The following is a 20,025-nucleotide window of genomic DNA, read 5'->3' on the forward strand; positions in this document are numbered from 1 at the left end:
CAGTGTGAAGCTCCGTAAAAACCGGATCAAATTCGACGCGCCAAACCTGCAATACGGGTGCCAAGCCCTCCGGCGGGATCGTTTGAGCACAAACGGTTGTGACCACGCGTCGCAGGCGGGCGCTTGGGAGCACCGCTGGCATAGGCGTTGCATAATGCTGCCCAGAAATTAGCCAGCTGATCGGAGATCTCCATCGTGCTTTTGCGTCTTGCGACCTCACTGAAAAAGCGCGCGGCCGTTGCGACCGCGATGATGACGAGCGCCGCCATCCTCATGCTGCCGGCGCAGGCCGGCGCGGAGTCGGTGCTGCGCATCGGCATGACTGCCGCCGATATTCCGCGCACGCTCGGCCAGCCCGACCAGGGTTTTGAGGGGAACCGCTTCACCGGCCTCACGATGTACGACGCGCTGACGATGTGGGACCTGTCGTCCGCGGACAAGCCGAGCGTCGTCATTCCCGGCCTTGCCACCGAGTGGAAGGTGGACGACGCCGACAAGACCAAGTGGACCTTCAAGCTGCGTCCGGGCGTGACCTTCCACGATGGCGCGCCGTTCAATGCCGACGCCGTGGTGTGGAACGTCGAGAAGGTGCTGAAGCAGGACGCGCCGCAGTTCGATCCGAGCCAGGTCGGCGTCACCGCCTCGCGCATGCCGACGCTCGCCTCTGCGCGCAAGATCGATGATCTCACCGTCGAGCTGACGACCAAGGAGCCGGACAGCTTCCTGCCGATCAACCTCACCAATCTGTTCATGGCGAGCCCGGCGAAGTGGCAGAAGCTCTATGAGTCCGCCACCGGCGCCGATGACAAGGCGAAGTCGCAAGCCGCGTGGGCGGCGTTCGCCAAGGACGCCGCGGGCACAGGCCCGTGGAAGATGGCGAAGTTCACGCCGCGCGAGCGGCTGGAGCTCGTCAAGAACGAGGCCTATTGGGACAAGGCGCGCGTCCCAAAGACCGACAAGATGATCCTGTTGCCCATGCCGGAAGCGAATGCGCGCACCGCGGCGCTGCTGTCGGGGCAGGTCGATTGGGTCGAGGCGCCGGCGCCGGATGCGCTGCCGGAGATCAAGCAGCGCGGCTTCAAGCTCTACGCCAATGAGCAGCCGCATGTCTGGCCGTGGCAGTTCTCGCGCATCGAGGGCTCGCCGTGGAACGACATCCGCGTCCGCAAGGCCGCCAATCTCTGCATCGATCGCGAGGGCCTGCGCGACGGCCTGCTGGCCGGTCTGATGGTGCCGGCGAGCGGCACCTTCGAGAAGGGCCATCCCTGGCGCGGCAACGTCACCTTCGAGATCAAGTACGACAAGGCGGCCGCGCAGAAGCTGATGCAGGAGGCCGGCTACGGTCCGAACAAGAAGCTCGAGGTGAAGACGCAGACCTCGGCCTCCGGCTCGGGCCAGATGCAGCCGCTGCCGATGAACGAGTATCTGCAGCAGGCGCTGGCGGAGTGCTATTTCGACGTCAAGCTCGACGTCATCGAGTGGAACACGCTGTTCACCAACTGGCGCCGCGGCGCCAAGGATGCCTCGGCCAACGGCGCCAACGCCACCAACGTGACTTATGCGGCGATGGACCCGTTCTTCGCGCTGGTGCGCTTCCTGCAGTCGTCGATGGCGCCGCCGGTGTCGAATAATTGGGGCTTCATCAACAACCCGAAGTTCGATGAGCTGGTGAAAAAGGCGCGCCAGACCTTCGATCCGACCGAGCGCGACAAGGCGCTGGCCGAGCTGCATGCGGCGTCGGTCGATGATGCCGCCTTCCTCTACGTCGCCCACGACGTCGGCCCGCGCGCGATGAGCCCTAAGGTGAAAGGCGTGGTGCAGCCGAAGAGCTGGTTCATCGACTTCTCGCCGATCTCGGTGGAGTAGTTGTTGGCGTGGTGGAGTATTCGTCCACGTTCGCAGGCTGATCTCGCCGCTTGCCCCGCTGCGCTCCCTCCCCCCTTGCGGGGGAGGGGTGGGGAGGGGGGTACCCCGGCGGCAGTCTTCGTGGGGACCCCCACCCCCGACCCCTCCCCGCTGCCGACAATCGCTTCGCGATTGCGGCGTGGAGGAGGGGAGCTTTCTTCGTGACGCTTGTTTCTCGCGACTCTCTGCAGCGGTGGAGAGTCAACCGAAGGTGACTCGTGCTCTCTTATGCTGCCAGGCGGATGGTCTATGCGATCCCGATCATCATCGGTGTTGCGCTCGTCTGCTTCATGCTCGTTCACATCACGCCCGGTGATCCCCTCGTCGCCGTGCTGCCGGCCGACGCCTCGCAGGAACTGGCGCAGCAACTGCGCACCGCCTACGGCTTCGACAAGCCGCTGCCGGTGCAGTTCGGCCTGTGGCTGTGGCGCGCGGTCAATGGCGACCTCGGCAGCTCGATCGCGACCGGCCGTCCCGTGCTCGCCGAGGTCCTGCGCGCCGTGTCGAACACCGTGACGCTCGCGATCGCCGCCGCCATCATCGGCTTCTCGCTCGGCCTGTTCTTCGGCCTCGTCGCCGGCTACTTCCGCGACACCTGGATCGACAAGGTCGCGACCTCGATCGCGATCGCCGGCGTGTCCGTGCCACATTATTGGCTCGGCATGGTGCTGGTGATCATCTTCTCGGTCGAGCTGAACTGGCTGCCGGCTGTCGGCGCCGGTCCATCCGGCTCCGGCGCGTGGGCGTGGGACTGGGCGCATATCCGCTTCCTGATTCTGCCGGCGATCACCACCTCCGTCATTCCGATGGGCATCATCACGCGCACCGTGCGCGCGCTGACCGGCGACATCCTCAGCCAGGACTTCGTCGAGGCGCTGCGCGCGAAGGGACTGCTCGAGACGCAGGTGTTCCGCCACGTGCTGAAGAACGCCGCGCCGACGGCGCTCGCGGTGATGGGCCTGCAGCTCGGCTACATGCTGGGCGGTTCGATCCTGATCGAGACGGTGTTCTCCTGGCCGGGATCGGGCCTGCTGTTGAACTCGGCGATCTTCCAGCGCGATTTGCCGCTGCTGCAGGGCACGATCCTGGTGCTGGCGATGTTCTTCGTCATCCTCAACCTCGTGGTCGACATCGCGCAGGCCGCGATCGATCCGCGCATCAAGCGGGGCTAGCGATGAGCGTGAGTTCCCCGAGCGCGGTCAACGACCCGTCCCTGCAGGCCGCGCCAATGGCCAACGCGCGCGGCTATTGGGCCACCGTCGGCCGCCGCATCGTCCGGGACAAGGTCAGCATGGTCTGCGTCGCGATCCTGCTGCTGATCTTTCTCTCCGCCTTGCTCGCGCCCTATCTGCATCTCGCCGATCCCTATCAGGGCTCGATGATCCGCCGCCTGCGCCACATCGGCACGCCGAACTATCCGCTCGGCACCGACGAGCTTGGCCGCGACATGCTGGCGCGGCTGATCTATGGCGGCCGGCTGTCGCTCCTGATCGGGATTTCGCCGGTGATCCTGGCCTTCGGCATCGGCACCGTGCTCGGCCTCGTCGCCGGCTATGTCGGCGGCTGGGTCAACACGATGATCATGCGCACCATCGACGTGTTCTACGCCTTCCCCTCGGTGCTGCTGGCGATCGCGATCTCCGGCGCGCTCGGAGCGGGCATCACCAACTCCATCGTGTCGCTGACCATCGTGTTTGTGCCGCAGATCACGCGCGTCGCGGAGAGCGTCACCACGGGCGTGCGCAATCGCGACTTCGTCGAGGCGGCGCGGGCGTCGGGTGCGAATGCCTTCACGATCATGCGGGCGCACATGCTGGGCAACGTGCTCGGGCCGATCTTTGTTTATGCGACTGGCCTGATCTCGGTGTCGATGATTCTCGCGGCAGGTCTGTCGTTCCTCGGCCTCGGCACCAAGCCGCCGGAGCCGGAATGGGGGCTGATGCTCAACACGCTCCGCACAGCGATCTATGTGAATCCCTGGGTGGCCGCGCTACCCGGTGTGATGATCTTCGCTGTGTCGATCTGCTTCAATCTGCTGAGCGACGGCCTGCGCAGCGCGATGGATATCCGGAGCTGATGGTGATCATGCTGATTTGGAGCGACAATCGCGCGGCATCGGCAGTGCACCTCGCCCCGCTTGCGGGGAGAGGTCGGATCGCATCGACAGATGCAATCCGGGTGAGGGGGTACAGGTCTCACTTGAGGTACTTCCCATGCGGCTGCCCCTCACCCCAACCCTCTCCCCGTGAAGAACGGGGAGAGGGAGCGCACCGTCTCTGTCGCGTAAGTTCGGGTGCATCATGAGCGAAGCAGCAACCGTGACCGGTCTCGCGCCGATCGAAGACCTTGGCGGCAAGGCGCAGCCGTTGCTGCGCGTCGATGGGCTGACCAAGCATTTTCCCGTCCGCGGTGGCCTGTTCGGCGCGCGCAAGACGGTGCGGGCGGTGGATGATGTCTCGTTCAACATCGGCAAGGGCGAGACGGTCGGCATCGTCGGTGAGTCCGGTTGCGGCAAGTCGACGACGGCGCGGCTGCTGATGCACCTGATGGACCGCGATGCCGGCGAGATCATCTTCGACGGCCGGCAAGTTGGGCACGAGATCTCGCTGCGCGAGCTGCGCAGGGGCATGCAGATGGTGTTCCAGGACTCCTATGCCTCACTCAATCCGCGACTGACGATCGAGGAGTCGATCGCGTTCGGGCCGAAGGTGCATGGCATGGCCGACGGCGCGGCCCGCGCGCTGGCGCGCGAACTGCTCGGCAAGGTCGGTCTGCGACCGGAAACCTTCGCCAACCGCTATCCGCACGAGATCTCCGGCGGCCAGCGCCAGCGTGTCAACATCGCCCGCGCGCTCGCTCTCTCGCCTCGCCTCGTCATTCTCGACGAGGCCGTCTCCGCGCTCGACAAATCGGTCGAGGCGCAGGTGCTGAACCTGCTGATGGACCTGAAGCGCGAGTTCGGTCTGACCTATTTGTTCATCAGCCACGACCTCAACGTCATCAACTACATCTCCGACCGTGTGCTGGTGATGTATCTCGGCGAGGTGGTCGAACTCGGTCCGGTCGAGCAGGTCTGGGCCAAGCCGGCGCATCCCTATACGCGCGCGCTGCTGGCGGCGATGCCGTCCTCCGATCCGGACCGGCGCACCGAGACGCCGCCGCTGTCCGGCGATCCGCCCAATCCGATCGACCCACCGGCCGGCTGCCGCTTCCACACCCGCTGCCCGTTCGCCGAGGCGCTATGCGCGAATGCCGCGCCAAAACTGACGGAGCTGGATACAATGGGCCATCAGGCCGCCTGCCACATGGCGATCCCAGGCTCGGGACACAGCCGTGCACCGGCCTGACGGACACCAGAAGCGAGAAGCGCAGATGACCAGACCCACGCCCCAGCAAGTCCATGCCATCGCGGAGGCCTCCGGCCTGCCGGTCGACAAGGAGGTCGCGACCCGCATCGCCGAGTCGATCGGACCGGCCTTTGACGGCTTCGCCGCCGTCGCCGGGACGCTGCCGTTCGATCTGGAACCGGCGAGCTACGTCGTGGCGCAGACGCTGAAGGTGAGCCGATGAGCACCGAACCCGCATTGATGACGCTGACCGAGGTCGCCAAGGCGATCGCCGAGAAGAAGCTGTCCTCCGTCGAGGTCACGCGCTCCTGCCTGCACCGAATCGCGCAGTGGCAGCCGAAGCTGAACGCCTTCATGGCGATCGAGTCCGAGCCGGCGCTGAAGGCCGCCGCCGAGGCCGACGCGGTTCTGGCGAAGGACGGCCCGAAAGGGCCGCTGCACGGCGTGCCGCTCGCCCACAAGGACATGTACTACGAGGCCGGCCACGTCTCGACCTGCGGCTCGCTGATCCGCCGCGACTTCGTCGCGACGACCACCTCGACCGCGCTGCAGCGCCTGAAGGATGCCGGCGCGATCCGGCTCGGCACCCTGCAGATGGCCGAGTTCGCCTACGGCCCGACCGGCCACAACGCGCATTACGGTCCGGTGCACAATCCGTGGAAGCTCGGCTACGTCACCGGCGGCTCGTCGTCCGGTTCGGGCTCGGCGGTCGGTGCGCGCCTGACCTTCGCCGCGCTCGGCTCGGACACCGGCGGCTCGATCCGCATGCCCGCGAATTTCTGCGGCGTCACCGGCCTGAAGGTCACCTGGGGCCGGGTCAGCCGCGCCGGCGCAATGCCGCTGTCACAGTCGCTCGACACGGTTGGGCCGCTGGCGCAGACGGCGGAGGATTGCGCGCTGCTGCTCGGCCTGATGGCCGGCCCGGATCCGGAGGATCCGACCGCCAGCGCCGCGCCGGTGCAGGACTATGTCGCGGCCGTCAGAGCTTCGATGAAGGGCCTCAAGATCGGCGTGCCCAAGGCGTTCTATGTCGACGACCTCGATCCCGAGGTCGCGCGCTGCCTCGATGCGACGATCGTGGTGCTGAAGACCGAGGGCGCCGATGTCGTGCAGGTCGAGCTGCCCGACCAGCGCCAGCTCACCGCCGCCTGTCAGCTCGTGCTCGCGGTCGAGGCGGCCGCCTTCCACAAGCGCTGGATGATCGAGCGGCCGCAGGACTACGGCCCGCAGGTGCTGATGCGGCTGCAGAATGCGCTGGCCGTCTCCGGCGTGGCCTATCTCGAAGCGCTGCGCTGGCGCGGCGCGGCGCTGGCCGCGCATGTTGCGGCGACGTCGGGTGTCGACGCCGTGATCGCGCCGGTCTCGCCGCTGGTGACGCCCTCGATCGCTGACAGCGATGTCGGTGGCGCGCCGGGCGCGGAGGCCGTGATCCAGCGCATCACCCGCTTCACGCGGCCGGTCAACTACCTCGGCCTGCCGTCGCTCGCGATTCCAACGGGCTTCACGTCGACGGGGCTGCCGGTCGGCATGCAGCTGATCGGTCGCTCTTTCGACGAAGCCACGATCCTCACGATCGGCGCCGCGTTCCAGCGCGCCACCGACTTCCACGCGAAGGTGCCGACGCTGCAATGAGTGCTGGAGCCCTCACCGTTACCGCGAGGACGCTCGGCTCCCTCTCCCCGTTCTTACGGGGAGAGGGCTGGGGTGAGGGGCAGACGCACGGGAAGTGTACGCGGATAGACCTGTACCCTCTCACCCGGATTGCATCTTCGATGCAATCCGACCTCTCTCCGCAAGCGGGGAGAGGCTTGCACCGCATCTGCCGCAACAGCGGAGGACTCATGCCGGCGGCGTTCATTGCACCAGCGACAACTCAACCATGACCAACCTCGTCGAGATCAATAACCTCACCATCCGCTTCACCGGCGAGCGCACGGTGCATGCGGTGAACGATGTCAGCCTGTCGCTCGGCGACGGCGAGGTGCTGGGCCTGCTCGGCGAATCCGGCTCCGGCAAGAGCGTCACCATGCGCGCCCTGATGCGGTTGTTGCCGAAGAAGCGTTCGCAGATCTCAGGACAGGTCCATGTGATGGGCCGCGACGTCCTCGCCATGAGCGACGAGGAGCTGTCGCAGTTTCGCGGCCGCACGGTGTCGATGATCTTTCAGGAGCCGGGGCTGGCGCTCGATCCGGTCTACACAATCGGCCGGCAGATCGCCGAGACGGTGATGCGCCACGAAGGCAAGAGCTACGCGGAGGGTATGGCGCGGGCGCTGGAGATGCTCGATGTCGTCCGCATCCCCTCGGCCAAGCGCCGGCTGGAGTCCTATCCGCACGAGATGTCCGGCGGCATGCGGCAGCGCGCGATGATCGCGCTCGCGCTTGCCTGCCGACCGAAGGTTCTGCTCGCCGACGAGCCGACCACCGCGCTCGATGCCACCGTGCAGATCCAGATCCTGCTGCTGCTGCGCGAACTGCAGCGTGAGTTCGGCATGTCCGTCATCTTCGTCACCCACGATATCGGCGTCGCCATCGAGATCTGCGACCGGGTCGCGGTGATGTATGCTGGCCAGATCGTGGAGCAGGGATCCTTGCGCGACATCGTGCGGCAGCCCGTCCATCCCTATGCGCGCGGCCTGCTGGCGTCGACCGTCCATGGCGCCAAGCGCGGCGAGCGGCTGCAGACCATCCCCGGCACGCCGCCGTCGCTCGACCAGGCGCCGCAGAGCTGCTCGTTCGCGCCCCGCTGCAGCCACGCCCAGCCGCGCTGCTCGGAAGCGCTGCCGCCGCGTGTCGAGCTCGGACCGCAGCGGCTGGCGCGCTGCGTCCTCGCCGAAGCCCCGCCAAGTGTGGCGGCGACGTAACGGTTCGCGCGAAACAAGCTGGTCGCACGCGGGAACCATGCATCGCGTGTCGAAGCGCCGCAGCCGCCTCGCTAAGGTGCCGCCGTGCCGGACCGCCCGTCCGAGCCACGTCGAGGACACGCCATGCACGTATCGAACGAAGGTATTCTGGTCATCCTGTTCGTCGGCCTGATCGCGGGCTGGCTGGCCGGCAAGATCGTGCGCGGCACCGGCTTCGGTCTCATCGGCGACATCGTGATCGGCGTGCTCGGCGCGCTCGTCGCCAGCCTGATCTTCCCGCGGCTCGGCATCCGCCTCGGGACGGGCCTGGTTTCCGAGATCGTTTATTCGGCGCTCGGCGCCATCATCCTGCTGCTGGTGGTCCGGCTGGTGCGCACCGGCGGACGTCTCTGAGGCCGCGCATCGACGGCGCTGAACGTTTGCGCAGCGCCGCAAGACCTATCGGAGATATCGCCCGTTTACGCTGAATTGAGCGTCGTTGGACGCTCGCCTGAGGAATCAGTATATTTTGCCTTGGTTGCCGCCCGTTTCTGGTTTTGATCGGCGGCCACGCAGCTCATTTGATCGAAAGAGATGGTGGTGATGGCGGCCGCACCTCACGTGAGGCAATCCGAGCTGAGCGATGCCTTGCGCGGTTGCCGCAGCGCCTTCATCGGCGTCGGGCTGATGAGCTGCATCATCAACCTGCTGTATCTCACCGGCTCGATCTTCATGCTGGAGGTCTATGACCGGGTGCTGCCGAGCCGCTCGGTGCCGACCCTGATCGGCCTCATCATCATCGCCGCCGGTCTCTACATCGCCCAGGGCGCGCTGGACATGATCCGCAGCCGGATCCTCGGCCGCATCGGATCGGCGCTGGACGAGAGCCTGAATGCGCGCGTGTTCGACACGGTGGTGCGCTTGCCGCTGTCGGCCGGCGGCCGCAACGAAGGCCTGCAGCCGCTGCGCGACCTCGACAACATCAGGAGTTTCCTGGCGAGCCAGGGTCCGGGCGCATTCTTCGACCTGCCGTGGCTGCCGCTGTATCTGGCGATCTGCTTCGCGTTCCACGTCCTGCTCGGCGTCACCGCGCTGGTCGGCGCGATCATCCTGGTGACCTTGACGCTGATCACCGAGTTCCTCACCCGCACGCCCGCCAAGGAGGCGATGGGCCTCGCCGCCCGCCGCAACGATCTCGCCACCACCAGCCGCCGCAATGCCGAGGTGTTGGTCGCGATGGGCATGACCGGGCGGATGCTGCAGCGCTGGAACGAGACCAACGAGAAATATCTCGCCGGCAACCAGCGCGCCAGCGACGTCGCCGGCGGTCTGGGCGCCATCGCCAAGGTGCTGCGCATGATGCTGCAGTCCGCGGTGCTCGCGGTCGGCGCCTATCTCGTCATTCATCAGGAGGCGACCGCCGGGATCATCATTGCCGGCTCGATCCTGAGCGCGCGGGCGCTGGCACCGGTCGATCTCGCGATCGCGCATTGGAAGAGCTTTGTCGCGGCACGCCAGAGCTGGCATCGCCTCAACCAGCTGCTGCAGACCATGCCGCAGCGCGCGGCGCCCACGCTGCTGCAGCCGCCGGTCAGCAAGCTCGCGGTCGAGGGTGTCTCGATCGTCGCGCCTGGCGACACCAAGGCGATCGTCCAGGACGTGACGTTCGCGCTGTCGGCCGGCAACGGCTTGGGCATCATCGGCCCGAGTGCGTCGGGCAAGTCGTCGCTGGTGCGCGCGCTGGTGGGCGTCTGGCGTCCGGTGCGCGGCCATGTCCGGCTCGATGGCGCGGCGCTCGATCAATGGTCCTCGGACGAGCTCGGCCGCCATGTCGGCTACCTGCCGCAGGATGTCGAGCTGTTCGCCGGCACGGTGGCGCAGAACATCAGTCGCTTCGATCCGCAGGCCTCCGCCGACGGCATCATCGCCGCCGCAAAGGAGGCCGGCGTGCACGACATGATCATCAAGATGCGCGAGGGCTATGACACCCAGATCGGCGAGCAGGGCACAGCGCTGTCCGCCGGCCAGGCGCAGCGCGTGGCGCTTGCGCGCGCGCTCTATGGCAATCCGTTCCTGATCGTGCTGGACGAACCCAACTCCAATCTCGACACCGAAGGCGACGAGGCGTTGTCCCGCGCGGTGCGCTCGGCGCGGGCGCGCGGCGCGATCGTCGTCGTTGTCGCGCACCGGCCGATCGGCATCGAGGCGGTCGATCAGGTGCTGGTCATGAAGGATGGCCGCGCCCAGGCGTTCGGACCGAAGGAGACGGTGCTGGCGCAGGTGCTGCAGCCGCGTCCGCCGGCGCCGATCAAGATCGTGTCCGAGGCGGGAGTGACGAAGTCATGAGCAGCCAGGTGATCACCGGCCCCATTCCAGGCCTGCGCAAGCCGGCGAGTGTGCGCGAGTCGATCCGCCGTCACCTCCTGGTCGGCATGGGCGTCGTCATCGCTGTCGCCGGCGGGATGGGGGGCTGGGCGGCCACGCAGGAGATTTCCGGCGCGCTGATCGCGCCCGGCCAGATCGTGGTCGAATCCAACGTCAAGAAGGTGCAGCATCCGACCGGCGGCGTGGTCGGCGAGCTGCGCGCGCGCGACGGCGACGTGGTCAAGTCCGGCGACATCGTCGTCAGGCTCGACGACACCGTGACCAAGGCGTCGCTGGCCATCGTCACCAAGAATCTGGATGCGCTGCAGGCGCGCGCCGCCCGGCTCGAGGCCGAGCAGCGCGGCTGGGCCAAGATCCTGTTCCCGCCGCAGATCCTGCAGCGGATGAGCGATCCCGACGTCAAGAGCTTGACCGCAAGCGAGACCAAGCTGTTCGAGGTGCGCGTCAACGGCCGCATCGGCCAGAAGGCCCAGCTCCGCGAGCGCGTCGCCCAGCTGAGCGAGGAGATCGAGGGGCTGTCGGCGCAGGTCGCCGCCAAGGACCAGGAGATCGCGCTGGTGCAGAAGGAGCTCGATGGCGTGCGCCAGCTCTACGAGCAGCACCTGGTGCAGCTGTCGCGCCTGACCAGCCTGGAGCGCGACACGGCCCGCCTCAATGGCGAGCGCGCGCAATACATCGCCGCCCGCGCTCAGGCCAAGGGCAAGATCAGCGAGACCGAGCTGCAGATCATCCAGATCGACAAGGACATGGTCAGCGAGGTCTCCAAGGACCTGCGCGAGACCACCGACAAGATCGGCGAGTTCGTCGAGCGCAAGGTCACCGCCGAGGACCAGCTTCGCCGCGTCGACATCCGCGCGCCGCAGGACGGCATGGTGCTGCAGTCCTCGGTCCACACCGTGGGTGGCGTCATCACCGCGGGCGACACCATCATGCTGATCGTGCCGCAGAGCGACGACCTGCAGGTCGAGGCCAAGGTCAATCCGCAGGACATCGACAAGCTTCAGGTTGGCCAGAAGACCCTGCTGCGTCTGTCCGCCTTCAACCAGCGCACCACACCGGAGCTGAACGGCGTCGTCAGCCGCGTCTCGCCTGACGTCACCACCGACCAGCGCACCGGCCAGAGCTACTACACCATCCGCGTCTCGATGCCGCCCGAGGAGATCGCCCGGCTCGGCGACGTCAAGCTGATCCCGGGCATGCCGGTCGAGGCCTTCGTGCAGACCGGCGATCGCACCGTCATCTCGTATCTGATGAAGCCGCTGCACGACCAGCTGATGCGGGCGTTCCGGGAGAAGTGAGGGCTGCGGCTGTTCACTGGGCCACATCCGGCGCCACACATTCAGTGTCATCCCGGCGAACGCCGGGATCCATAGCCACAGGACCCCGTTGTGGCGCGAGATGCTCGTGACCTCCAGCGTCGCGCCTCACTTCTGCTGCGGCGTATGGGTCCCGGATCGGCGCCCGCCGACGCTTCGCTTCACCGGGCTTGTCCGGGACGACAGCGGGGCTATTCGGCGAGCTTCGTCAACAACAGCTGCAGCGCACTTTTCGCGAACAGCTGCATGTTGGCCGCTCGGTCGCTGCGGCCGCTCTCCAGCGTGACCACAGCGGACGCAGGCCCGGACACTGCAAAACACGCATGTCCCGCCGCATCGCCGTAGCGATTGCCGGTCGGGCCGGCCGCTCCGGTCTCCGACAATCCCCAATCGGTCGCAAAGCGTGTCCGGATTTGCCGCGCCAGCAGCTCGGCATAGGGCTCCGACGCCGAGCGGATGCCCTTCATCGCCTCGTCCGGAATGTCCATCAGCACGCGGCGGGCATCGCGCGTATAGACCACGACGCCGCCGAGGAAGTAGGCCGAGGCGCCGGGCACGGCGAGCAGCGCCGCGGCGATCAGGCCGCCCGCGGAGGATTCCGCGACCGCAATGGTCTGCTTGCGGGCGATGAGCCGCTCGGCAACCTTGCCGGCGACGGCGATCAGTTCATCCATGGCGATCCTCGTGTCCGCGCCGACCGGTAACAAAAAGGGCGGCATCCGATGATGCCGCCCTTGCCGTAAACAAACAACCCGGTCAGGCCGTCACCGGCTCGCGCGCCTGCACGGCCTGCTGGCCGCCGCGATAGACGATGGAGACGGCGATGAAGCTGAGCGCAGCCGCGAACATCAGCCAGATCCCCGGCGAGGCCGCGGCGAATGGCTTCACCGCAGCTCCCAGCCACTCGGCATGCGCGGTCTTTTCGGTCAGCCAGGTTGACGCCAGCGGCGTGAACGTGCCGAACAGCGCGGCCGCGAGGGCGAAGGCGATCGAGAAGCAGGTGGTGCGGACGTGGGCCGGTACGATCTCGACCAGCGCACCCAGCATGGCACCGCTGTAGACGCCGAAGTAGAACGAGAACAGCATCTCGACGGCGATCAGCTTGCCGAAGGTCGGCGACTGCACCAGCCAATAGAGCGCCGGCAGCGCCGTGAGGAACGAGAGGCCGGCGATGAAAAGGAGCACGGGCTTGCGGCCGATTCGATCGGAGACGGCGCCACCCACCGGGTTCCAGATGAAGTTGGTCACCGCGACCGCAAGCGTCACCAGCAGGCCGTCAGCCGTCGACAGATGCAGCTCCTTGCCGAAGCGAGGCGTGTAGACCGTCACGAAGTAGAACATCGTGGTGGTCAGAATGGCGATCATCATGCCAAGCAGCACGATCCGCCAGTTGGCGAGCGCCGACGCGAAGACTTCATTCGCCGTGGGATGCTTCTTCATGGCAAGGAAGGCCGGCGTTTCCTCGAGCGTGCGCCGCAGGAAGAAGATCAGCGGGATGATGAGGCAGCCGACGAAGAACGGGATCCGCCATTTGGCGACGCCTCCGCCGAAGACATCCAGCACCGTGTTCGACGGAATGTATTCGCTCAGCAGGTAGCCCAGGATCGACGCCACGAAGATCGCCACCTGCTGGCTCGACGACTGGAACGAGGTGTAGAAGCCGCGATTGCCGGGCGTGGCGATCTCGGCGAGATAGACGGACACTCCGCCGAGTTCCACGCCGGCCGAGAAGCCCTGCAGCAGGCGGCCGATCACGACGATGATAGGCGCGGCAATCCCGATCGCTTCATAGGTCGGGCAGAAGGCGATCACCACGGTCCCGACGGCCATGATTCCGAGCGTCACGATCAATCCTTGGCGCCGGCCGATCTTGTCGACATAGGCGCCGAGCACGATGGCGCCCAAGGGCCGCATCAGCGCACCGACCCAGAACACGGCGAACGCCTTGAGGACTGCGGTGGTCTCGTCGGCGGAAGGGAAGAACGCCTTCGCGATCGCATCGGAATAGAACCCGAACAGGAAGAAATCGAACTGTTCGAGGAAATTGCCGCTGGTGGCGCGCAGGATCGCGCCGATGCGCGATTGGAGGTTGGCCGGTGGGGTGGGGGGTGGTGACACGCGAAGAAACTCCTACCGTCGAGTGGCTCGTGTGCGGAAGAATTTCTGCGCCGGCCGAGGGGATGAGGTGCGGCAATCTGCCACGCCAGGCGGCCCTCGGCCAATCGATTTTCCGTCGATTCCTTAACGCAGTGACGGCTCTGCCGCGCGGTTCTGCTGCGCCGCACCCTTCAGCCACTGCCGGAACGCCTTCAGCTTCGGCGGATCGGTGCGGCCCTCGGGCGTGACCAAGTAAAAGCCGGCGTCGCTCGGCAGCGTCATCTTGAACGGGACCACCAGGCGCCCCTTGGCGATGTCGTCCTGGACATAGGCCGTGCGGCCGATCGCGACGCCAAGGCCGTCGATCGCGGCCTGGACGGTCATCAGCGACAGGTCGAAACTCAGCCGGCTCTGCCGGGACATCTCGACCGGCAGGCCCGCGGCAGTGAGCCACAGCCGCCAATCATCGTCATAGCCGCCGCTCGCCTGCAGCAGGGTGTGATGCGCGAGGTCTTCGGGGCAGCGCAGCGGCTTCGGTCCCTGCAGCAGTGTCGGGCTGCACACCGGAAACAGCTCGTCCGCCATCAGCCATTCCGCGCGCACGCCCGGCCAATGGCCGCGGCCATAGCGGATGGCGGCGTCGACATCGTCCTTGCGGAAGTCGACCAGGCTGGTCGAGGTCGTGATGCGGACATCGATCGTCGGATGGGCCTCCTGAAAGGTGGTCAGCCGTGGCAGCAGCCATTTGGCGGCCAGCGAGGCGATGGTCGAGACCGTCAGCACCTTCGCATTGTCCTTGCGCACCAGCCGCTCTGTCGCCAGCCGGAGATCGTCGAAGGCGGCGCGGACCAGCGGAAGGTAGTCGCGCGCCTGCGGTGTCAGCGCGAGGCTGCGGTTCTGGCGGACGAACAGGCGAATGCCGAGTTCGTCCTCCAAGCGCTTGATCTGATGGCTGATTGCGGTCTGCGTCACGTTCAACTCGGAGGCCGCGCGGGTGAAGCTGAGATGCCGCGCCGCAGCCTCGAATGCCCGCAATCCATTCAGCGACGGCAGCCGGGTCATCCAGGGCCTCCCAATAGCATGAGCTTATTTCATCCGAAACGGTAGTAAATGTCGTTTGTAGATGAAGAGCAAGCCTTTGATAGTGCAGCCTCACTGCTTTTCAGGAGGCTTTCATGTCCCTTTACGTCTCCTCGTCAATGACGAAACATCATGGTCCGGGCTTCTGGTCCGGGGTGGCCGAGCTGCTCTCCGCCTGGCGGTTCCGCTACCGCACAAGGCACGAGCTGGCGCAATGGTCGGAGCGTGACCTGCATGACCTCGGCCTGTCCCGCAGCGACATCGCCGCCGAGATCGACAAGCCGTTCTGGCGGGGTTGAGCCCCTCACTCATCCCGCCCCGCCGGCGCCGCTCCGCAAAGGAGGGCGCCGGCAACTCTCTCGCCGGAGCCCGCCATGTCGACGCCCGCCATCGCTGCATTCGCGTCCGCGTCCGACGTCATCACCACACGGCGTGGCGAGGAGGTGCGGCTGCGTTTCGTGACGCCCGGCGATGCCGAGGCGCTGCAGGACTACGTACGGTCGTTGAGCCCGCGCTCGCGGAATAAGCGCTTTCTTGGCGCGCTCAGCGAACTGCCCAAGGCCGTGCTCGACGATTTCGTCGCGCTCGGCCGCAATGATCGCTACAGCCTGTTCGGTGTGATGGAGCACGACGGTGTCGAGAGCATCGTCGCCGAGGCGCGCTATGCTCTGGATCGCAGCACGGGGCGCGTCGAATTCGGCCTGTCGGTGCATGACCGCTGGCAGGGTCACGGCATCGGCCCGGCGCTGATCGCGGATCTTGAGCGCCGCGCAGCCGCTCTCGGCGGGGTCACGCTGTCAGGCGACGCGCTGCGCACCAACGACGTGATGATCGCGCTGGCCAGGAAAGCCGGCTTCACGATCCAGCCGCACGCGGATGATTGGACTTTGGTGCGGTTCGAGAAGGGCGTAAGTGCCAGCCACGTGCATGTCGCCTTGCTTGACTTGATGAAATGACAGTCATCAGCTCTCCAGCGCTGCGGCCAAACTCGCAAGAACGTACGACGCACGGGGATCGATCGCGATGCCAATGATTGCGTCCTCTCCCCTTGTGGGAAAGGGCATGTAGGAAGGTGCTGCAAACTCGCTCGGGTGAGGGGTTTCTATCCACGAGCGTTGTTTGCCGAGAGAGACCCCTCACCCGACCGCGCTTGTGGACGGGCCAAACTTGCCCTCTCCCACAAGGGGAGAGGGCGCATTCACGTGCAGCCTGCTTCGTTGTCAGATGTTCAAGCGTACTCAGAACGTCTCCACCCACGGCCGCAGCTCCATCTCCCAGCTCCACGCGCTGCGCGGCTGCTGCAGCACGCTCCAATAGCTTGCCGCGATCGCGTCGGGGTCGAGCATCGAATCCGGGCGCTCGGCCGGCTCCTGCCGTGCGGCGCTCTTGATGCCGCCGTCGATGACGAAATGGGCGACGTGGATGCCCTGCGGCGACAGTTCGCGGGCCATGCTTTGGGCGAGGCCGCGCAGCGCGAACTTGCCCATCGCGAACGGCGCCGACTGCGCATAGCCCTTCACGCTGGCCGAGGCGCCGGTGAACAGGATGGCGCCGTGCTTGTTCGGCAGCATGCGCTGCGCCGCCTGCTGCGCCACCAGGAAGCCGCCGAAGGCGCTGACGGCGATCGATTCCTGCACCTCGGCCGGCACGAGGTCGGTGAGCGGGCCGCGCGCCCGGGCGCTGGCATTGTAGACGACGAGATCGGGCTCGCCGATCTCGCGCGAGACGAGGCCGAACAACCGCTCGACCTCTTCCGGATTGGTCGCATCACAGGGATAGGCGCGCGCGCCGGTTTCGCTGCACAGCGCGCCGAGCTTCTCGGTCTTGCGCGCGGCCAGCGCGACGCGGATCTTCTCGCGCGCGAACAGCCGCGCCAGCGAGGCGGAGAGCCCTTCGCCGGCACCGACGATCAGGGCGATCTTGTAGGCAGGGATGTCCATGGGCATGTCCTTGAAGGGGGCGTGGCCACGCGGCCGCTGTGCTCAAGCTAGTGCGGCGAGAGCCAACTTCCCACCACTCATTCCCACAATTTTGCCGCAGCTCAGGCCGCGGCGGTCTGTAGGGCTGCGAGGCAGCCGATCTCTTCCAGCACCACGTCCAGCCGGCTGCGGTCGTGCAGGAAAGCGTATTTCGAGCGCAGCATCGCCAGCGATCGCGCGTGATATTTTTGCGGCTTCTGCGTCCACACGACATCGCCGAGCTCGACGCTGAACGTGGCGCGGCTGTCCTTGATCGCCTTCTCGTTCGCGAGCGACCACGGCATGAACAGACCGCCGACCTGGCGTGTCAGGATTGGCATCAAGGTGAGCGACAATTCCGGCCACAGCTCGAACTCGCCTTCCGCGCGCGGCCACAGCATGCGCTGGATCCAGGCCAGCACATGCGGCGCCCGACCCTCGATCAGGGCGCCGGCGGTCGGGTCGGTCCAGAGTTCGTAGAACTGGCCCCACAGGCCGAAATCGCCATAGGCCGGCCTGCCGCCGAACAGATAGGGCCTCAGCGCGAGATGACGTTCCAGGAGATCGAGCATCTCGACGAAGCCCTGCTCGATTTGCGGCGCGTTGGCCTCGTTCGATCCGACATAGGCGAGGCGCGCGACCATGCGCGCGCGGATCTTGTCGGCGAGCCGCGCGACGTCGGCATCGGCGGCCTTCGGCGCGACCATGCGGGCGATGCGCCCGGCCGAGGCGCGCTGGTCGAGATCGCCGGCCCAGCGATAGTGGAACATCCACTTGTTGCCCCACTCGTCGCCGAACTCCTCAATGAGAGCGGAGATGAAACTGGTCAGCACGTCGCCGGGGTGGACCGAGGGTTCGGGAAAATCGAGCTCGAGCGCGTCGATGATCGGCGTCGAATCCTGCAGCGGCACCTCGTCGGGCGCGACCACCAGCGGCACGAGCGGCAGCTTGGCGTGGCGGGTGAACTCCGCCTCGGTTTCCGCGCTGCGCAATATCCACTGATGCGGAATGCCCTTGTAACGCAGATACGATCGCACCTTGACCGAATAGGGCGACATCTCCGCCCCGAAGATGCGATAAACATCCGTCGGCTGATTGGTCATGGACCGGCTCCCTCGAACCTGCGGGCGTGGGACTGGTGTACCCGATCAGATGCAACCTGAAGAGTCCATCAGAGACTTGAGAAAACGAACGGGGGCTTAACGCTCATGCACCAGTTCCTGAAGCGCGACGACGTCATGACGGGCGGGAAGAGGCCGGAGCTGCTGGCGCCCGATACCACCGGGCTGAACTTCTATCGCGCCGATCCCGCGCTTGCGGACCTCCTGCGCATCCACCTGCCCGACGCGCTGTTTCGTCACCTGGTGCCGCACCTCGATCGGCTCGGCGAGCTTGCCGGCGGCTATCTCGACGAATGTGCTAGGCTCGCCGACCGCCATGGGCCCGTGCTGCATCAGCGCGACCGCTTCGGCCGCGACGTGCAGTGGATCGAATATCATCCGGCCTATCGCGAGCTGGAGCGCGCGGCGTTCGGCGAGTTCGGCATTCACGCAATGTCGATCCGCAAGGGCATTCTCGGCTGGCCGAGCAAATATCCTGTTGTCGCGAAGCACGCCTTCACCTTCCTGTTCAATCAGGCGGAGTTCGGTCTCGGCTGTCCGATCAACGTCACCGACGGCTGCGCCAAGCTGCTTTCGAGCTTCGGCAGCGAGGCGCTCAAGGCCAGATATCTCGACGGCCTGACGCAGACCGACATGCGCAAGCTGACCCAGGGCGGCCAGTTCATGACGGAGAAGGAGGGCGGCTCCGATGTCGGCACGCTGACGACGGTCGCCGTGCCTGAGGGCGATCACTGGCGGCTGCACGGCGAGAAATGGTTCTGCTCGAACGCCGATGCGAAAGTGGTGATGCTGCTGGCGCGGCCCGAAGGCGCCGAGCTCGGCACGCGCGGCGTCGGCCTGTTCCTGATGCCGCGCTTCCTCGACGACGGCAGCCAGAACCGCTACCGGATCGTCCGTTTGAAGGCGAAGCTCGGCACCCGATCGATGGCGTCGGGTGAGATCAAGCTGGAGGGCGCGATCGCCTACGCGGTCGGCCGGCTCGACCGCGGCTTCGTGCAGATGGCCGAGATGGTCAACTCCTCGCGGCTGTCCAACGGCGTCAAGTCGACGGCGCTGATGCGGCGCGCCTGGCATGATGCGATCACGGTCGCGCGCAACCGCGTCGTGTTCGGACAGCGGATCGTCGACCTGCCGCTCGGCCGTCGCCAACTATTGAAGATATTGCTGCCGACCGAGCAGGCGCTGTCGATGAGCTTCCTCACCGCCGATGCGCTCGACCGTGCCGAGGGCGGCAGCCAGGATGCCGCTGCGCTCTTGCGCATCCTGACGCCGACCTTGAAATTCCGCGCGACCCGCGATGCCCGCAAGGTCTGCGGCGACGCGTTGGAGATGCGCGGCGGCATCGGCTATGTCGAAGAGTTCGCCACCTCCAGGCTGTTGCGTGATGCGCATCTCGGCTCGATCTGGGAAGGTACCGGCAACATCGTCGCGCTCGATGCACTCAAGCGCGCGGTCGGCCGTCATGGTGCGGAGGCGGCGCTGGCAGCCGATCTGCATGCGCGGCTCGACGACAGCGCCGCCGTGCCGCAGGCTTGGCGCGATCAGCTGCATCGACTTGTCGATCGCGCGGTCGGCTTTGCCCGTGAGGTGGCAGGTCGTGCCGACAACGAAGCGGAGTCGCGCCGCGCCACCAGCCTGCTGTATCACACGGCGAGCGCCGTCTCCCTCACCTGGGAAAGCGCGCGCATCCACGCGATGCGTGGCGATGCACGCCGGCTGTTGCTGGCGAAGTTGGTTGTTGATCATCGGCTGACGCCGTCAGATCCGTTCCGGCTCGCGGAAAATAAGACGGATGATACGATTGCCACGCTGCTGCTCGGTGAGCACGATGCGACCATGGCGGAGGTTGGCGAACTGATAGCTACGGCGTAGGCTGCTTTCAGTCGGATGGTCGTGATGAGCAAGGTGGTTGCCGCGGGCGCGGTTCTTACCTCGCCCCGCCAGGGCGAAGCGAAGCTTCGCTAGGGCGGGGAG

Annotated in this window: 19 protein-coding genes; 13 read left to right on the forward strand and 6 right to left on the reverse strand. The window is 66.4% G+C overall.

All coding sequences use genetic code 11. The annotated features are described in order from the left end of the window. Positions 1–26: 26 nt before the first annotated feature. The gene (locus ACQR1L_RS19865) at positions 27–269 is read right to left on the reverse strand and encodes a hypothetical protein (protein ID WP_434859617.1); all 243 of its coding nucleotides are present in this window, start codon (positions 267–269) and stop codon (positions 27–29) included. On the opposite strand from ACQR1L_RS19865, the gene ACQR1L_RS19870 reads away from it, so the two are divergent. The 10 genes from ACQR1L_RS19870 to ACQR1L_RS19915 all read left to right on the forward strand — a co-directional run bounded on the left by ACQR1L_RS19870 (position 250) and on the right by ACQR1L_RS19915 (position 11,777). Next, complete coding sequence (locus ACQR1L_RS19870) at positions 250–1,866, forward strand: ABC transporter substrate-binding protein (protein WP_434859618.1); 1,617 nt, start codon at positions 250–252, stop codon at positions 1,864–1,866. The genes ACQR1L_RS19865 and ACQR1L_RS19870 overlap by 20 nt on opposite strands. 257 nt (positions 1,867–2,123) lie before the next feature. Beyond that, a complete protein-coding gene (locus ACQR1L_RS19875; protein ID WP_434859619.1) occupies positions 2,124–3,077 on the forward strand; it encodes an ABC transporter permease in 954 nt (317 codons plus the stop codon). 2 nt (positions 3,078–3,079) lie between these two features. Continuing rightward, positions 3,080–3,982, forward strand: coding sequence for an ABC transporter permease (locus ACQR1L_RS19880; protein ID WP_434859620.1), 903 nt, complete (start codon positions 3,080–3,082; stop codon positions 3,980–3,982). Between the two features lie 223 nt (positions 3,983–4,205). Continuing rightward, positions 4,206–5,252, forward strand: coding sequence for an ABC transporter ATP-binding protein (locus tag ACQR1L_RS19885; protein ID WP_434859621.1), 1,047 nt, complete (start codon positions 4,206–4,208; stop codon positions 5,250–5,252). Between the two features lie 25 nt (positions 5,253–5,277). After that, positions 5,278–5,475 carry a hypothetical protein gene (locus tag ACQR1L_RS19890; RefSeq protein ID WP_434859622.1) on the forward strand — a complete coding sequence of 66 codons (198 nt, stop codon included), beginning with the start codon at positions 5,278–5,280 and terminating at the stop codon, positions 5,473–5,475. Beyond that, the gene (locus ACQR1L_RS19895; protein ID WP_434859623.1) at positions 5,472–6,884 is read left to right on the forward strand and encodes an amidase; all 1,413 of its coding nucleotides are present in this window, start codon (positions 5,472–5,474) and stop codon (positions 6,882–6,884) included. The genes ACQR1L_RS19890 and ACQR1L_RS19895 overlap by 4 nt, the downstream gene beginning before the upstream one ends. Before the next feature lie 247 nt (positions 6,885–7,131). Further along, positions 7,132–8,115: an ABC transporter ATP-binding protein gene (locus tag ACQR1L_RS19900; protein ID WP_434859624.1), complete on the forward strand. Its 984-nt coding sequence runs from the start codon at positions 7,132–7,134 to the stop codon at positions 8,113–8,115. A gap of 123 nt (positions 8,116–8,238) precedes the next feature. Beyond that, positions 8,239–8,508 (forward strand): GlsB/YeaQ/YmgE family stress response membrane protein, encoded by a 270-nt coding sequence (locus ACQR1L_RS19905; RefSeq protein WP_009030922.1) that lies wholly within the window; start codon positions 8,239–8,241, stop codon positions 8,506–8,508. 189 nt (positions 8,509–8,697) lie between these two features. Next, positions 8,698–10,440: a type I secretion system permease/ATPase gene (locus ACQR1L_RS19910; protein ID WP_434859625.1), complete on the forward strand. Its 1,743-nt coding sequence runs from the start codon at positions 8,698–8,700 to the stop codon at positions 10,438–10,440. Further along, positions 10,437–11,777, forward strand: a complete 1,341-nt coding sequence (locus ACQR1L_RS19915) for an HlyD family type I secretion periplasmic adaptor subunit (protein WP_434859626.1) — start codon at positions 10,437–10,439, stop codon at positions 11,775–11,777. The genes ACQR1L_RS19910 and ACQR1L_RS19915 overlap by 4 nt, the downstream gene beginning before the upstream one ends. A gap of 209 nt (positions 11,778–11,986) precedes the next feature. Here ACQR1L_RS19915 and ACQR1L_RS19920 read toward each other — a convergent pair whose 3' ends face one another. The 3 genes from ACQR1L_RS19920 to ACQR1L_RS19930 all read right to left on the reverse strand — a co-directional run bounded on the left by ACQR1L_RS19920 (position 11,987) and on the right by ACQR1L_RS19930 (position 14,954). Next, positions 11,987–12,469 carry a CinA family protein gene (locus ACQR1L_RS19920; RefSeq protein ID WP_434859627.1) on the reverse strand — a complete coding sequence of 161 codons (483 nt, stop codon included), beginning with the start codon at positions 12,467–12,469 and terminating at the stop codon, positions 11,987–11,989. 82 nt (positions 12,470–12,551) lie between these two features. Further along, positions 12,552–13,913 carry an MFS transporter gene (locus ACQR1L_RS19925; RefSeq protein WP_434859628.1) on the reverse strand — a complete coding sequence of 454 codons (1,362 nt, stop codon included), beginning with the start codon at positions 13,911–13,913 and terminating at the stop codon, positions 12,552–12,554. 123 nt (positions 13,914–14,036) lie between these two features. After that, the gene (locus ACQR1L_RS19930; RefSeq protein WP_434859629.1) at positions 14,037–14,954 is read right to left on the reverse strand and encodes a transcriptional regulator GcvA; all 918 of its coding nucleotides are present in this window, start codon (positions 14,952–14,954) and stop codon (positions 14,037–14,039) included. A 113-nt stretch (positions 14,955–15,067) separates the two neighbouring features. Here ACQR1L_RS19930 and ACQR1L_RS19935 point away from each other — a divergent pair, with 113 nt between their 5' ends. Both ACQR1L_RS19935 and ACQR1L_RS19940 read left to right on the forward strand, forming a co-directional pair. Next, complete coding sequence (locus ACQR1L_RS19935; protein ID WP_434859630.1) at positions 15,068–15,271, forward strand: DUF1127 domain-containing protein; 204 nt, start codon at positions 15,068–15,070, stop codon at positions 15,269–15,271. A gap of 75 nt (positions 15,272–15,346) precedes the next feature. After that, complete coding sequence (locus ACQR1L_RS19940) at positions 15,347–15,928, forward strand: GNAT family N-acetyltransferase (protein WP_434859631.1); 582 nt, start codon at positions 15,347–15,349, stop codon at positions 15,926–15,928. Positions 15,929–16,210: 282 nt separating this feature from the next. Here the strand turns inward: ACQR1L_RS19940 and ACQR1L_RS19945 are convergent, their stop codons facing one another. Together ACQR1L_RS19945 and ACQR1L_RS19950 are read right to left on the reverse strand one after the other, a co-directional pair. Continuing rightward, a complete protein-coding gene (locus ACQR1L_RS19945) occupies positions 16,211–16,912 on the reverse strand; it encodes an SDR family NAD(P)-dependent oxidoreductase (RefSeq protein ID WP_434859632.1) in 702 nt (233 codons plus the stop codon). 101 nt (positions 16,913–17,013) lie between these two features. Further along, entirely contained in the window at positions 17,014–18,033 is a 1,020-nt protein-coding gene (locus tag ACQR1L_RS19950; RefSeq protein WP_434859633.1) for a glutathione S-transferase family protein, read from the reverse strand. Between the two features lie 105 nt (positions 18,034–18,138). On the opposite strand from ACQR1L_RS19950, the gene ACQR1L_RS19955 reads away from it, so the two are divergent. Continuing rightward, positions 18,139–19,923, forward strand: a complete 1,785-nt coding sequence (locus tag ACQR1L_RS19955; protein WP_434859634.1) for an acyl-CoA dehydrogenase family protein — start codon at positions 18,139–18,141, stop codon at positions 19,921–19,923. Positions 19,924–20,025: the final 102 nt, after the last annotated feature.

Origin of the sequence: Bradyrhizobium sp. HKCCYLR20261 (assembly GCF_051168435.1) — a bacterium.
Lineage (GTDB): Bacteria > Pseudomonadota > Alphaproteobacteria > Rhizobiales > Xanthobacteraceae > Bradyrhizobium.

What these genes read in the sequence shown, in the direction of transcription:
- ACQR1L_RS19900 (WP_434859624.1), top strand. Translation starts at nt 7,132, where the DNA reads ATGACCAACCTCGTCGAGATCAATAACCTCACCATCCGCTTCACCGGC.
- ACQR1L_RS19930 (WP_434859629.1), bottom strand. Translation starts at nt 14,954, where the DNA reads ATGACCCGGCTGCCGTCGCTGAATGGATTGCGGGCATTCGAGGCTGCG.
- ACQR1L_RS19910 (WP_434859625.1), top strand. Translation starts at nt 8,698, where the DNA reads ATGGCGGCCGCACCTCACGTGAGGCAATCCGAGCTGAGCGATGCCTTG.
- ACQR1L_RS19915 (WP_434859626.1), top strand. Translation starts at nt 10,437, where the DNA reads ATGAGCAGCCAGGTGATCACCGGCCCCATTCCAGGCCTGCGCAAGCCG.
- ACQR1L_RS19870 (WP_434859618.1), top strand. Translation starts at nt 250, where the DNA reads ATGATGACGAGCGCCGCCATCCTCATGCTGCCGGCGCAGGCCGGCGCG.
- ACQR1L_RS19890 (WP_434859622.1), top strand. Translation starts at nt 5,278, where the DNA reads ATGACCAGACCCACGCCCCAGCAAGTCCATGCCATCGCGGAGGCCTCC.
- ACQR1L_RS19920 (WP_434859627.1), bottom strand. Translation starts at nt 12,469, where the DNA reads ATGGATGAACTGATCGCCGTCGCCGGCAAGGTTGCCGAGCGGCTCATC.
- ACQR1L_RS19955 (WP_434859634.1), top strand. Translation starts at nt 18,139, where the DNA reads ATGCACCAGTTCCTGAAGCGCGACGACGTCATGACGGGCGGGAAGAGG.
- ACQR1L_RS19865 (WP_434859617.1), bottom strand. Translation starts at nt 269, where the DNA reads ATGGCGGCGCTCGTCATCATCGCGGTCGCAACGGCCGCGCGCTTTTTC.
- ACQR1L_RS19885 (WP_434859621.1), top strand. Translation starts at nt 4,206, where the DNA reads ATGAGCGAAGCAGCAACCGTGACCGGTCTCGCGCCGATCGAAGACCTT.
- ACQR1L_RS19905 (WP_009030922.1), top strand. Translation starts at nt 8,239, where the DNA reads ATGCACGTATCGAACGAAGGTATTCTGGTCATCCTGTTCGTCGGCCTG.
- ACQR1L_RS19940 (WP_434859631.1), top strand. Translation starts at nt 15,347, where the DNA reads ATGTCGACGCCCGCCATCGCTGCATTCGCGTCCGCGTCCGACGTCATC.
- ACQR1L_RS19880 (WP_434859620.1), top strand. Translation starts at nt 3,080, where the DNA reads ATGAGCGTGAGTTCCCCGAGCGCGGTCAACGACCCGTCCCTGCAGGCC.
- ACQR1L_RS19895 (WP_434859623.1), top strand. Translation starts at nt 5,472, where the DNA reads ATGAGCACCGAACCCGCATTGATGACGCTGACCGAGGTCGCCAAGGCG.
- ACQR1L_RS19935 (WP_434859630.1), top strand. Translation starts at nt 15,068, where the DNA reads ATGTCCCTTTACGTCTCCTCGTCAATGACGAAACATCATGGTCCGGGC.
- ACQR1L_RS19945 (WP_434859632.1), bottom strand. Translation starts at nt 16,912, where the DNA reads ATGGACATCCCTGCCTACAAGATCGCCCTGATCGTCGGTGCCGGCGAA.
- ACQR1L_RS19950 (WP_434859633.1), bottom strand. Translation starts at nt 18,033, where the DNA reads ATGACCAATCAGCCGACGGATGTTTATCGCATCTTCGGGGCGGAGATG.